The 13073-nt window shown below is 47.3% G+C and carries 14 protein-coding genes; 7 read left to right on the top strand and 7 right to left on the bottom strand.

Annotated elements, in window-relative coordinates; genetic code table 11:
• The 3 genes from WG8_RS20485 to WG8_RS20475 form a co-directional block, all read right to left on the bottom strand.
• On the bottom strand, positions 1-712 hold a 712-nt coding region (locus WG8_RS20485; RefSeq protein WP_007432149.1), incomplete at its 3' end, for a virulence factor.
• Between the two features lie 270 nt (positions 713-982).
• Positions 983-2215, bottom strand: a complete 1233-nt coding sequence (locus WG8_RS20480; RefSeq protein ID WP_007432148.1) for an MFS transporter — start codon at positions 2213-2215, stop codon at positions 983-985.
• Positions 2216-2304: 89 nt separating this feature from the next.
• Entirely contained in the window at positions 2305-2859 is a 555-nt protein-coding gene (locus WG8_RS20475; RefSeq protein ID WP_007432147.1) for a MarR family winged helix-turn-helix transcriptional regulator, read from the bottom strand.
• Between the two features lie 361 nt (positions 2860-3220).
• Between WG8_RS20475 and WG8_RS20470 the strand changes: the two genes are divergently transcribed.
• The 4 genes from WG8_RS20470 to WG8_RS20460 all read left to right on the top strand — a co-directional run bounded on the left by WG8_RS20470 (position 3221) and on the right by WG8_RS20460 (position 6965).
• On the top strand, positions 3221-4567 hold the full coding sequence (locus WG8_RS20470) for a cytochrome ubiquinol oxidase subunit I (RefSeq protein WP_007432145.1): 1347 nt from the start codon (positions 3221-3223) through the stop codon (positions 4565-4567).
• Entirely contained in the window at positions 4564-5595 is a 1032-nt protein-coding gene (locus WG8_RS20465; protein ID WP_007432144.1) for a cytochrome d ubiquinol oxidase subunit II, read from the top strand. The genes WG8_RS20470 and WG8_RS20465 overlap by 4 nt, the downstream gene beginning before the upstream one ends.
• A 6-nt stretch (positions 5596-5601) precedes the next feature.
• Positions 5602-5712, top strand: a complete 111-nt coding sequence (gene cydS, locus WG8_RS29585; protein ID WP_007432143.1) for a cytochrome bd oxidase small subunit CydS — start codon at positions 5602-5604, stop codon at positions 5710-5712.
• Between the two features lie 242 nt (positions 5713-5954).
• Positions 5955-6965, top strand: a complete 1011-nt coding sequence (locus WG8_RS20460; protein WP_007432142.1) for an MBL fold metallo-hydrolase — start codon at positions 5955-5957, stop codon at positions 6963-6965.
• Between the two features lie 96 nt (positions 6966-7061).
• Here the strand turns inward: WG8_RS20460 and isdG are convergent, their stop codons facing one another.
• Genes isdG through WG8_RS20440 form a run of 4 tightly spaced genes read right to left on the bottom strand, consistent with a single transcriptional unit; the run spans position 7062 to position 10185 of the window.
• Entirely contained in the window at positions 7062-7412 is a 351-nt protein-coding gene (gene isdG, locus WG8_RS20455) for a heme oxygenase (protein ID WP_007432141.1), read from the bottom strand.
• 2 nt (positions 7413-7414) lie between these two features.
• On the bottom strand, positions 7415-8206 hold the full coding sequence (locus tag WG8_RS20450; protein ID WP_007432140.1) for an ABC transporter ATP-binding protein: 792 nt from the start codon (positions 8204-8206) through the stop codon (positions 7415-7417).
• Complete coding sequence (locus tag WG8_RS20445) at positions 8203-9201, bottom strand: FecCD family ABC transporter permease (RefSeq protein ID WP_007432139.1); 999 nt, start codon at positions 9199-9201, stop codon at positions 8203-8205. The genes WG8_RS20450 and WG8_RS20445 overlap by 4 nt, the downstream gene beginning before the upstream one ends.
• A gap of 3 nt (positions 9202-9204) precedes the next feature.
• The gene (locus WG8_RS20440; protein ID WP_007432138.1) at positions 9205-10185 is read right to left on the bottom strand and encodes an ABC transporter substrate-binding protein; all 981 of its coding nucleotides are present in this window, start codon (positions 10183-10185) and stop codon (positions 9205-9207) included.
• A 397-nt stretch (positions 10186-10582) separates the two neighbouring features.
• On the opposite strand from WG8_RS20440, the gene isdC reads away from it, so the two are divergent.
• The 3 genes from isdC to WG8_RS28870 all read left to right on the top strand — a co-directional run.
• Positions 10583-11098: a heme uptake protein IsdC gene (isdC, locus tag WG8_RS20435; RefSeq protein WP_007432137.1), complete on the top strand. Its 516-nt coding sequence runs from the start codon at positions 10583-10585 to the stop codon at positions 11096-11098.
• Positions 11099-11285: 187 nt separating this feature from the next.
• Positions 11286-11789, top strand: coding sequence for an NEAT domain-containing protein (locus WG8_RS20430; RefSeq protein ID WP_007432135.1), 504 nt, complete (start codon positions 11286-11288; stop codon positions 11787-11789).
• A 97-nt stretch (positions 11790-11886) separates the two neighbouring features.
• A partial coding sequence (locus WG8_RS28870) for an NEAT domain-containing protein (RefSeq protein WP_007432134.1) occupies positions 11887-13073 on the top strand: 1187 nt, incomplete at its 3' end.

Raw genomic sequence — 13073 nt, 5'->3', positions numbered from 1 at the left:
CGGGTGTCGGCTCCAGCCGATCCAGCGCAGCGTAGCGTGTGCGCCAATCCTCGTGCTGCAGGGCCTGCTCCAGCTCGGCATCGCTCCATTCGCGGCGCTCCTCCACGAATTCGCTGTTGTTCGCGCCGTGGGCAATCGCCTGCTGGATAATCTGCTCCAGCCGTTCCTGCGGAAAGGCGGCTTCCAGCTCCTGCTCGACCTCGCGCGCAATATCCGGCAGCTCACCGTAACGAACACCGTAATCACTGAGCTTGCGCTCCTTGATCAGCGTAGCACTCGCTACGCGCGTAACGGCTTGCACAAAGCGGTCGGACAAGGAAATCCGTTCCTCCTTCTGTCCCGCCTTAACCCGAATTTGCATCGGAAGGCTGCGGAAAAACTGCACAAAGACCTGTGCTTCGCCAAACGCTTCTCCCGAGGTCTCCTCAGGCAAATCCCAATTGGCGTCAGCGCCTTCCTCGCCCAGCTGATCCCGGACTTGACCCAGAATGGTAGACCAGTCTGCATTGCCTTTGCGGTCAAGGGCGACAAAATCCGTCGTATGAAACACGCTTTTGACCCCTTCAATGGCCAGCATGCGCCGGATGAATGGGGGGGCGGAACGCTCATTGTCCCGTGTATATGTTCTGCGGATACCTGCTTCCAGTCGTTCATCCAGATGCAGCATCATGGTGTTCGGACTGGGAGTCGGCTCGATAGATGTGATTTTCATAGCTCGGTACAGCCTCCTGTTCAAAAGTTCTCCATATATAGCTTATCTGTATTGTACCTCATTCTATGGATGTCTCCAAAGAGATAGTTTGTAATCTTGAGGGAAATGCAATGACATATCTCACATAAATCATATAAACATGTCTGATGAAAGTTACTATAGCGCCACTGCGCAGTCGGATGGTGCTTCCCATCGCCACCGCTACGCTTGTACAGCACCATTCCGCCTACTCCGTTTTTATGTGAATTTTATAGTTCGTTATATATAGCTTTATACACTTCGCTTCAGCGGGTCGTTCTGGTGGCTGCGAATGAGCAGGGAGGCGATAAAGCCCACAGACAGAACAGCTGCCAGCAGCATAAATGTAGCCGCCTGATTTCCGCTGTTACCCATCAAACGAATAGAAAGCATAGGTGCCAGGCTCGTACCTGCGAACAGAATGAAGGTGTAAAGTGAGACCGCTATCGCTCTTGCTGAACCTCCCAACTGGCCGACAATTGCAATGAGTGAAGGAACGCTCAAGGCAATGCCGCTTACAAAACATACACTCAACACGACGATAGCAATAAGAGAATGCGTCATTCCCATCAGCGCCAAGCTGAGAATGGAGAGAGCTAGGGCTGCTCGTAATATAAGATGCACACCCAATTTTTGGGCTAGCTTTCCGGCAAAAGGTGATAGAAGCATGCCGATGATGCCAGCGGATCTTACATAAAGCATCTGCGTGCTGTTCAGGCCAAATTCGGGACCGCCCAAATAGCTGCCCAAAACAGTATACATGCTCACAAAGGACATCAGGAGCACAAAAGCGACCGTGTAGCTTAGCCACAAAGGATACGAACGCACAACAGTACCCAACTGACTGAAGGCTGCTAAAATGCGGACGCTTCGTTGAGGCGAGGGAGCTTTAGGCAGGAAAAAAAGGACGATTAGGAAGGTTATGGCGTACAGTACGCCCAGCATCCAAAAGACCATATTCCATCCCATTTGTTCACTGATGACAATACTAAATACCTGTCCGGCAATACCTGCTACCAGAAAACCGGTGCTGATAAAGCCGATAGCCGTTACCCGCTTTTCGGTCGGAAACATATCTACAGCGTAAGCGAGAGCTACGGGGGAAAAGGTGGCCGCCGCCAAGCCCTGTAGCAGGCGTAGTGCCACTAATGCCGGATACTGACTGGTTAAGCCGAGGCATAACGAAATAATCGTTAATGCGAGCAGTCCGGAGACGATGACCTGCTTTCGTCCAAAGCGGTCAGATAGTCCCCCATAAATAAGGCAGCCCATCGCAAAGCCCAAGGAAAAGATACTGCCCGGCAAGGCTGCTTCGGCAAGCGTTTTTCCAAATACATCGGCAAAGAGGGGAACCAGAGGCACCGTTACATACAGGCTGGACATGACTACAACCGCTGACCAGCATAGGATGACTATCATCCATCCATAAGGCAGAACTGCGGTTTCCTTCTGTATAGCGGTATGATTTGTTCGTAATTTACTCATTTATGGAACACTCCTTCATGATAAAATAAGCAACTTGTTAATATAATCAATTTGTAATATTAGATAACCTAATTATATGCTCAAAAAAATTATCTACCCACCCCCAATCTGCGCTCCATATGATGGTGGAGCTTCTCTATAATTCGCGAAAAAACGACCTGCTCCTCAGGCTCCAAAATGCTCGCCAGAGAAGCACAGGAGGACCAAAATACAGGGAGTACCTGCTGTACAAGAAGGGAGCCTTCGTCTGTAATACGTACATGAATCTTGCGTCGATCTGTGGGAGTATGTTCCCTGATAATCCATCCTCTTTGCTCTGTCCAGTCCAGGATTGATGTCACGGATGCGCGTCGAATTCCGAGACGATCGGCAATCATCGAGGGGCTCATCTGGCCTTGTGATTGATGCAGGGTTAGCAGCAATAGCAAATCCAGTTTGCTCTCTGTCAGGCCGTAAGCAGACAAATCCAGATCAATCGCATCAAGCACGTTATCACCCGTCCATAGCAAAAACAGACCGATGCGGGCAAGTTGCCGGTCCGTTTCGGCAAGAGCTGTTTGATCCATTAACTCCAGATAAGGCTCTGGCCCAAGGCGGGGAAGGGGGTGCTGAACGGCGTCCCGCTGATGTTGTTTTGGCGGCATAAGTTCACTCTTTTCATATAATTAGGTTATCTAACTATTTTTAATATAGCGAATTTGAAGGCATAAGACAATATCTAAACAGAAAAACGGCTGTATTCAGCACCAAAGCAGGGTTAAAAATCGGCGGAGTGAACCAAACTGAGAATAGGTTACCAAAATACGCCAAAAGATAAGTGGAGGAGGCGTTCGGATGTTCCGCAAGCAGGAAAGAACGCTCATTATTGTATGTATTGTGATTGCGGCTATTATGCTGTACGCCGTAATTAAAAGCATAGTTCGCTTGACTCGCTAGCTGGTAATCAAGAGCGATTTACGATAGTTTCCCTATTTTTAAAATGTGAAATGAAGGAGTGAAACCCATTTGTCTTCACTGGACCCTGTATTGCTAAGCCGGATGCTGACCGGAATTACCCTGTTTGTTCATATTGTATTTGCATCCATCGGTGTTGGCGTACCCTTAATGATTGCACTTGCAGAATGGCGCGGGCTGCGAACCGGTGATCCGCATTATACTTTGTTGGCCCGACGGTGGGCGCGGGGGTTTGTCATCACTGTTGCCGTGGGTGTCGTTACAGGCACCGCGATTGGTCTGCAGCTCAGCCTGCTCTGGCCTACTTTTATGCGGGTGGCTGGACAAGCGATTGCGTTGCCTTTATTTTTGGAGACGTTTGCTTTCTTTATCGAAGCTATATTTTTGGGTATCTACCTGTACACCTGGGATCGGTTTAAAAGCAAATATTTTCACCTGATGCTGCTGATCCCGGTAGCGATTGCCTCATCTGCATCAGCGGTTTTTATTACGACTGTGAACTCGTTCATGAACCAGCCTCAAGGCTTTACACTCAAAAATGGAGTCATGACAGATATTCATCCCATTCAGGCCATGCTAAATCCGGCTACGCCGACCAAGGTTTCACATGTGCTGGCTTCGTCATATACATTAAGCGCCGGGGTGCTGATGGGACTGGCTGCTTACAGCATGCTGCGGGGGCGTAATCACCCGTATTTCAAAAAAGCGCTGAAGCTGACGGCTACCTGCACCATTGTGTTTGCCATTAGTACAGTAATGATCGGAGACGCATCTGGTAAATTTTTAGCCAAATATCAGCCGGAGAAGCTGGCTGCTGCTGAATGGCATTTTGATACGATGACGCACGCTCCCTTTGTATATGGCGGCTATATGGATGAAAACGGTGATATCAAGTATGCCCTGAAAGTGCCTTATGCGCTGAGTGTGTTGGCCGGGAATTTGCCCAGTACGGAGGTCAAGGGATTAAATGATTATCCCGTAGATGAGCGTCCGCCGCTGTCTATCCACTATATGTTTGACCTTAAAATCACCACCGGAGTGCTGATTTTGGTCATTCCGTTGCTATATCTGATCCGCAAGCGTTTACCAGGTCGCAAACCATACCCCAGATGGCTGCTGCTGGCGCTTATTTTGGTCGGACCGCTGGCTATGATCGCCATTGAACTGGGGTGGATGTTCGCGGAGGTCGGCAGGCAGCCGTGGATTTTACGCGGATACATGAAGGTATCCGAGGCAGCAACCACCTCTACCAGTGTCGGATGGATGCTGGTGATGTTTGTTATTTTGTATCTGGTGTTGTGCTTCTCGGCCATTAAGGTACTCAGCAAGCTATTCCGTAATAAGGATGCGGTAGAAGAGATGAAACAATTGGGCATGGAAGGGGCTGAAAGCAAGTGAGCTATGAAATTGTCGGTATCGCCATTTTGTGGACCTTCCTGTTCGGTTATTTAATTGTGGCTTCTATTGATTTTGGTGCAGGCTTTTTCAGCTTTTACAGTGTGTTGACAGGTCACCAGAACAAAATCCACAATATCATTCAACGCTATCTATCCCCGGTGTGGGAGGTAACGAATGTATTTCTCATCTTTTTCGTGGTGGGATTGAACGGGTTTTTCCCGGATGCGGCTTATTACTATGGGACGGCGTTACTCGTTCCCGGCAGTATTGCGATTGTGCTTCTGGCGATTCGGGGAGTGTATTATGCGTACAATACGTATGGGCATTCCGGTACCAATAATATCGTCTACATGGCGTTGTACGGTGCGACAGGGCTGCTGATTCCGGCGGCATTGTCCACGGTTCTCGCCATTTCGGAAGGCGGCATTATTGTGGAAAACAGCACAGGTGTTCATCTGCAATGGGGCCAGCTATTAAGCAACCCCTATACCTGGGCAGTTATTATTCTGGCGCTGGTGAGTGTGCTGTATATATCGGCGATGTTTTTGTCCTTTTATGCCAAAAGGGCGGGAGACAAGGTCGCTTTCGAAATTGTACGGGGATACGCACTGTTCTGGAGTGCTCCTACAATTATGGCGAGTCTGTTCGCATTTTTTCAGATTAACAAGCAAAATCCGGACCATTTTGCCAATATGCTGAGTATGGCCTGGATGTTTGTTACCTCCTTCGTATGTTTTGTGGGAGCTGTTTATCTGGTATGGCAACGGCACCATTTGGGAACCTCATTCATCCTGGTGATGCTGCAATTTGCATTTGCCTGGTATGGCTATGGTCGCTCGCATCTTCCGTATGTTTTGTATCCCTACATTAATGTGCATGCCAGCTTTACGAACTCTGCGATGGCGTATGCATTGATTACGGCGTTTAGTGCGGGTCTGCTGGTGCTGATCCCTTCGCTGATTCTGATCTTGAGACTGTTCCTGTTCGATGCAAAATATGTGCGAGGACAAGCGGGGAAGAAAGGGTGAGTTAGAGTGGCTGCTTTCGAGCATTTTACGATTATGTACGAGTCGCCTATCATTATTGTCGTGGCGATTGTGTTTTTGTTTATATATTCGGCACGCTTTAAAAATCCGCAGGACTAACAGCGGCATTGGAAACGGGCCTTCCTGATCATGAGGAGGGTCCCTTGATGTCTTCTGATGTGCCTTGATGTATGCAGTGGTATTTCTTTTACAGATTTCCATTGGATTGGGGATTGAATTATACTTTACATAGATCAGCATGTGGTATCATTTGGTTTTCATACTCACGTATAAAATATATAGATGAATGCAACCCTTTGGATCACTTGGGAGAACGGGTTCGTCAGGGAGGAAACTACATCATGCCCAAAGTTCGTTTTAACAATATGGATCATGTCAATACGGATAAAACCATCAAGCAATTCAGACAATGGCGGCAGGAACGACGCAGCAAAACAAAGGATTATACGTTTGTTGTTCCGAACCATCCCCCGGAGCTGGAGTTTTTGCACAGTAATCGGGATATGACGACAGCAACCTGGGTAGGCCATTCCACCTTTTTCATCCAATACCTTGGGCTAAATATCATGACCGATCCGGTATGGGCCGAGCGTATGGCCTTGGACAAAAGGCTGGCTCCACCCGGCATTCGCATTCAGGATGTGCCGCCGCTGGACATCATTCTGCTGTCCCATTCGCATTATGATCACTTACATATACAGTCACTGCGCAAATTATATCGTGCAGACACGCTTATGCTCGTACCTTCGGGACTAAAGTCGAAAATGATCCGCAAAGGCTTTCGCAATTGCCATGAGCTGCAATGGTGGGAGCATTTTACGGTAGGCGGGGTGCGGATTACATTTGTTCCGGCACAGCACTGGACACGGCGTACGCCGTTTGATACCAACACCTCACATTGGGGTGGGTACGTACTGCAAAGTGAGCAGCAGGTGATCGGCTCTGCCACGTCCGTGGCCGATCCGGATTCTCATGCAGACTCAGATTCGGCGGATGTACCAACGTTGTATTTTGTGGGAGACACCGGGTATTTTCGTGGTTTTAAGGAGATTGGCGAGCGTTTTGCCATTGACCTGACCTTTATGCCGATTGGCGCGTATGAACCGGAATGGTTCATGACCTCGCAGCACGTGACACCGGAGGAGGCTTTGCAGGGCTTTGTGGATTGCGGCGCAGATCAGATGATCCCGATGCATTATGGAGCCTTTAAGCTGGCGGATGATACGCCGAGAGAGGCGCTGGATCGTCTCGAAGCCGAGCGTGAGCGTTTGGGTATTGCGAAGGAACGTATCCATGTGTTGGGGCACGGAGAGACGCTGAAAATTAGGCGTCGGTGCTCGACAACCATCTGAGGAGTTAGACAAAATACTCATTGAAAAAAGCGACTCTGCGGACAAAGGATGCTGTCTGCGGAGCCGCTTTTTTTGTTGTGAGGCTGTGTTTCAGAATTAAACGGCTTGGTTATCACTAGCCAAAGAGGAATCGTTGTTGGCGATAGGATGACGAACAATTTTAACTTCATAAAACGTGATTTTATTTTCAATAATATAGTCCGGAATTTGGCGGTGGCTATGGGATTCGCGGAACGCTTCGCTTTTAGTCCAGCCTTGGAAGTTCTCTTTATCCTTCCAGCGTGTGCTGATCGTTACTTCCTCATAATCCTCTGTATTTTCAGTCAACAGCACTTCCAGACCGAGGAAGCCTTCCATTTTCTCTACCTTTCCTTCTTTGTTGAAGCGTTCGATGAGCAGATGGGCATTGCCCGGTGTGATTTTAGACGTATTGGTAACGATAACCATATTTAAATTCCTCCTAAATGATGTGGTATGGTCGGTATAATGACCGGATAGCCAGCCTCGAATTTGATCGTAGCGTTCATTTCATAAATGTCGCGAAGAAAAGCAGACGTCAAAATCTGACGGGGTTCGCCGGCAACGGCAATTCGTCCTCTTTTAAGCGCAATCATATGATGACAATAGGCCGCAGCTTGCTGCAAATCATGCAGTACCATAACAATCGTCAAGCCGGACTCGTGATTGATACGCCGCAGCATATCCATAACCTCAAATTGGTGGGCGATATCCAGAAAAGTGGTCGGTTCATCAAGCAAAAGAATACCTGTCTGTTGGGCCAAAGCCATTGCAATTCGCGCTTTTTGTTGTTCACCTCCTGATAGAGTATGGAACATCCGATCCGCATAGGGCTTGATGCCCGTGATTTCCATGACCTGATCTACGATAAGCTGGTCCTGTCCCGTATGGCGTATTCTCAACCCTTTGGCATGAGGAGATCTTCCGTAAGCGACCAGCTCACGAACCGTTAATAATGGCAGCATATCCTTCATTTGCGGCAGCATCGTAAGGGTCTGGGCAAAATCGCGCCGTTTGTAGTCCTCTACTTTTTTGCCCAGTACGGAAACCTGCCCCTGATCCTGCTTGAGCAGCCGGGTTATAATGCGGAGAAGCGTAGATTTGCCTGAGCCGTTGGGTCCGACAATCGCGGTGAGCTGCCCGGCGGGCAAGTTGATGTTGACATCGTCCAGCTGGAAATATCCGCGTTGTAAGGAGAGATGCTCACCCTGAATGGCTGTCATCTGAAATTCCCCCGTTTCTTGAGCAGGATTAAGAAGAACGGCGCCCCGATGACGGCCAGCAAAATACCTACAGGCAGCTCAATCGGATCAAACCAGGAGCGTGCCACTGTATCCGCCAGGATAACCAGTGTCCCGCCGCCCAGCATGGAAAGAGGGAGGAGGAAACGATAATCCTCCCCAATCAGCAGCCGTATGACATGGGGAACAACCAGTCCTACGAAACCAATTAGCCCGGCCACACTGACCGCCGTACCGGCGAGCAGGGCGGAGAGCAGGATAAGCAGCAGACGTTGAAGCTCTACCCGTTGGCCGAGAAGCTGTGCTGAATCGTCGCCCAGCAGCAGCAAATTGGCGGGCTTGATCGCAAATAGAGAAGCGATTAAACCAATGATGGCGTAAGGTGCCATGAACTCCAGGTGATGCCAGCTTCGCCCGTTTAATCCGCCGGATAGCCAAGGGAGAACGGCCTGGACGCGATCGCTATACATGACCATTACGCCGTTGGTGAGGGCGCCGAGCAGTGCGTTGATCGCCACACCGGCCAGCACAATTTTGACCGGGGAAGCCCCGCGGTCCCATGCCAGCAGGTAAATGACGAGTGCACTCAGAAAGGCACCTAAAAAAGCCGTTACCGGAAGAAGGTAGCTAAGCTGTGGAAGCATGACCATCGTGATGACGGCAGCGAGTCCACCCCCGGCCGATACACCAATAACACCAGGGTCGGCCAGTGGATTTTTCATGACTCCCTGAAGAAGGGCCCCGGATGCTGCGAGACAGGCTCCTACAAGCAAACCCACGAGTACTCTGGGCAGCCGTAGATCCATCAGGATCGTGCGATATGTAGAGTCATGGTTATATAACAAAACCTGATTGATTTCTTGGAGCGGGATCGACACCGAACCGTAGGCCAGACCGTACACAGACACGGCCAGCAGTAAAATCGGAAGGGTGATCCAGGCGATTGTGCGTCTTCTGGAACGCTGTGCTTTGTTCATCGCCTATTTCGCCGGATACAGCTTGTCATGCATCAAATCCAGCGCCTTTGTCACCCGTGAGCCCGGATTCGTTCCGAACAGATCTGAAGGCAGAACCTCGACCTGATTGTTTTTGACCGCCCGAATTCCGTTCCAGGCTGCATTTTCCTGCATTTCCTTTAAAAATGCCGCTTTGACTTCGTCCGTATTGCCATGGGTCATAATGAAGATGTAATCAGGGTCGGCCTGTATGATGCGCTCTGTGTTTAGCTGTGCATATTGCGGAAAATTTTGCAGGCCCGGAAAATCAGCGGCAATGTTGGAGCCGCCTGCAAGCTCCAGAATGTTTCCGCCCAGTGAATTCGGCAATGCCGCCATATACGTGGCCGGGGCTCCGTAGACCAGCAGCACCTTCGGTTTGGCGCTGGAGGCTGTTGCCTTTTGCAGCTTGGCTATCTGTTGGTCAATGTGCTGATTCAGCTTTTCGGCCTGAGCCTGCTTTTGCAGTAATTGTCCGAATAGCGTAATTTGCGATCGAATATCCTGAACGGAATTGGCTCCAGTCAGCAGCAGCTGTGAACCGACTCCTTCAATGGCTGGAATGTCCTTTTCATTCATAGGGTAATTGCCCAATACAACATCCGGTTTGAGCATCGTAATTTTCTCCAGATCGACCTCATGAGTGGAGCCTACCTGCTGAACGTTCTCAGCGGCTGGGACGACGGAGGGTCCATTCGAGTTGGGTCTGCCGACAGCCGTCCCGCCCAATGCGTATATAATATCCAGATCGCCGTTGCTTAACGCCACGATATGTTGAGGTACACCCTGGAACGACAACGTTCGCTTAGAAAAGTCAGTAACCTGAATCGCCGCATTGCTTGCCCAGCTTGAAGTGGCAGATACAGATGCACTGGTTGGTTGATGACCTGCGGTCGGAGCGCCATTACTGCATCCGGTGACTGCCAATAAAAGCGCTGCGGATGACCACAACACATAAGATTTCATGTCATTCCTCCTGCATTTCGAGTTGAACAATAATGATAATCATTTTCATTTAAGCGTAAGAAAATGATAATGAATATCAATGGGGATTGTCAATCGAAAAAATCAAAATTTTAAATAAATTTCGAATTGAAAATGAGGTGAGAGTTGTTCATGTTATAGGGGAAGATGCCCCAAATTTTTCTTAAAAAATAGCATATATCAAGGGATTATATACACGAAAATACATATTGACATTTCCGAAAAGTGTGAGATATATTGATGATGGGTTCACTTGGTTTTGCGAATTTATGGAATAGAGAGGTGGGGAGAAAAGCTCAAGAAGAGCTATTTTTTTCAAATATCAATTGAGAATGATAATCAATTAGTTATATTCTCGTGGGGAGGGACTGCTGTCAAAATGAAGAAGGGGTTTTCTGCAATTATTGCTGTGTTTCTGCTGGTGAGTGTGCTGGGCTTTTGGCCAACTCCGTCATCTGTAGGAGCCGCTGCGGCTTCTCCAACATTGGCGGATGGTACATACACGCTCAAATACAATATTCTCAAGGCAGAAAATGATTCGGTATCCATGGCTAATGATTATTTTGAAAAGCCAGCTAAATTGTATGTGAAAAAAGGTCAAATGACCATGCAAATCAAGCTGAATCATAGCGAATGGACAACCGGGTTTAAAGTAGATTACAAAGGCAAAATCATGGATACCAAGGTCATCCAAAAGGATGCCAAAACCGATACCCGAACTGTACAATTTCCAATTGCAAGTGTGAACAGCCCGCTGATTTCTAAAATTCATGTTACTGTTCCCGCGTATAATTACGATCATGATTACACAATCCGCTTTGCGTTTGATTCCAAAAGCATCAAAAAAGTGGCCGCCGTTCAGTCTGCGAAATCAATCAAATCTTCCAAAAAGTAATTCAAGCAAACTTTATCGTTCATAAAATCAACATAAATTCACTCATAAACCATGGAGGAATGTGTGTAGATATGAATATGGTCGGCTATACAGGCAAGTACGATGTACAACTGCAATTTGCAGGCATTTAAGGAAAAATGAAGTCCAGGTTTTTCAAAAACTAAAATAAAGAAAAGGAGATTTGGATATGAACATGATTATGAATCGTATGGAGAAATTGTCTTTGAAAAAAGTAATGCTTACTGTATTGATGGCTGCGCTTGTTTTTGTGGTACTAGCTCCATTTTCCGCTAATCAAGCGAATGCGGCTTTGGCTAATGGCAAGTACACTATTGATTATACCGTGTACAAAGATGGCACCAATGAAACTTCTTACATGGACTCGAACGGTTATGTCGCCAAACCAGCTACGTTGATCGTTACTAATGGTCAATACAAGGCAAGAGTAACAATTACTAAAAGCGCTTGGGTCACTGAATTTAAGACACAACAAAACGGACAATATGTCAACGCAACTGTAATCAGCACATCTGGAGACACAAGAGTGGTGGAGTTTCCAGTAAGTGATTTGTCGCAAAAATTGAATGTTAAGTTGCATGTAAGTGTGCCTGCAGAATACACAGGCGGAGTTCCTTATGATCACGATTATGTCGTTCAATTTGGATTCAAAGAAAGTACTGTCAAGAAATAAGACAAGTTCTGATTCATACACTTAAACATATTATTTATACTGATTTGGAGTCTCAAAGCTTCAAATCAGTATATTTTTAGTAGGGGGATTAATGCACTTGAAAAGGCAATTTAAAAAATATGTAATGCTGTTTGCAGCATTGGTGATGTTGTTCTCACTTGTGCTTCCATCTGCTCCAGCGGCATATGCATTTGACGAAACGAGTCAGGCTACAGAAGCTGCATCTTACGATACAGCTGTTACCGAAGATGTATATTCGACAGAGCCAGTGGAAGAGGTCCCGGTAGAATGGACTGTACCTGCAAATCCAGAGCCACAAGCGTTTGTTGCTGAATCCCAAACAGCAAGCGTTGCTCCAGATACAAATATTTATACGATTAATTACGCATTGAAAAGAGACAACCAGCCCTCAAGTGAGAGCGGAGAATTTGAAAATCCGGCTACCTTTACAGTTGAACAGGGAACAACAGTCGGAGAAGCAACTTATCACGTTTCTTTAAAAAGCTTGAATAGCTCATATGCCTTCGGTTATTTTAATGTCAAAGTGGATGGAAATTCAATTCCTGTTCACATTGCAGACAAGGTTCAGGTTTCAGAAAGCAGCTTTACTCAGACGGTAACCTTTGATGTATATCAATGGGATAAAAAAGTTGAAATTGATTATCAAAAGGGTCAACCGGACGACTACATTGATCCGGTCAATGGTAACGTTATTGAGTTTGATCCTTCGACTATAAAAGTGAAAGAAGACGTGGTTACTCCACCTGCTCCAGAGCCAGGGACTCCGACTAAACCAGGAGATTTGAGCTTCGCCATTTTGAAGGATAACACGGATGAAGTGTCGGTGATGGATGGATATACGGTAAAACCAGGCTCTCTAATCGAACGTGGTGGTAAAAAGTATGTCCAATTCACATTGAAAAACAGTAAGCAGATTGATGGCTTCAAGGTAGAGCAAAATGGAGTTTTAACTGATACCTCTATTGTAAGTGAAGATCAAACTGCGAATACACGAGTGATTGAATTTGAAGTCAAAGAACTGCCTGCCAAGCTGAACGCATGGGTAAGCATCAACTGGCCTGAGCTAAACTACGTGAATACTTATAATGTAGATATACAGCTCGCTTCTGTACCCGCGCCAGCAGATTTGGCGGATGGAACGTATTCGATTAATTTTAGTGCGCTACACGCAACTAAAGATCAACCATCAGCTATGGCGCAATATCTGTTGTCTCCAGCAACCTTGACGGTATCCAAAGGGCAAAAAGAAGTTTCCTTTACCAT

It is taken from the genome of Paenibacillus sp. Aloe-11, assembly GCF_000245715.1.
Classification (GTDB): Bacteria; Bacillota; Bacilli; order Paenibacillales; family Paenibacillaceae; genus Paenibacillus; species Paenibacillus kribbensis.
This window is presented reverse-complemented; position numbering and strand designations above follow the sequence as displayed.

What these genes read in the sequence shown, in the direction of transcription:
- WG8_RS20480 (WP_007432148.1), bottom strand. Translation starts at nt 2,215, where the DNA reads ATGAGTAAATTACGAACAAATCATACCGCTATACAGAAGGAAACCGCA.
- WG8_RS20475 (WP_007432147.1), bottom strand. Translation starts at nt 2,859, where the DNA reads ATGCCGCCAAAACAACATCAGCGGGACGCCGTTCAGCACCCCCTTCCC.
- WG8_RS20460 (WP_007432142.1), top strand. Translation starts at nt 5,955, where the DNA reads ATGCCCAAAGTTCGTTTTAACAATATGGATCATGTCAATACGGATAAA.
- isdG (WP_007432141.1), bottom strand. Translation starts at nt 7,412, where the DNA reads ATGGTTATCGTTACCAATACGTCTAAAATCACACCGGGCAATGCCCAT.
- WG8_RS20450 (WP_007432140.1), bottom strand. Translation starts at nt 8,206, where the DNA reads ATGACAGCCATTCAGGGTGAGCATCTCTCCTTACAACGCGGATATTTC.
- WG8_RS20445 (WP_007432139.1), bottom strand. Translation starts at nt 9,201, where the DNA reads ATGAACAAAGCACAGCGTTCCAGAAGACGCACAATCGCCTGGATCACC.
- WG8_RS20440 (WP_007432138.1), bottom strand. Translation starts at nt 10,185, where the DNA reads ATGAAATCTTATGTGTTGTGGTCATCCGCAGCGCTTTTATTGGCAGTC.
- isdC (WP_007432137.1), top strand. Translation starts at nt 10,583, where the DNA reads ATGAAGAAGGGGTTTTCTGCAATTATTGCTGTGTTTCTGCTGGTGAGT.
- WG8_RS20430 (WP_007432135.1), top strand. Translation starts at nt 11,286, where the DNA reads ATGAACATGATTATGAATCGTATGGAGAAATTGTCTTTGAAAAAAGTA.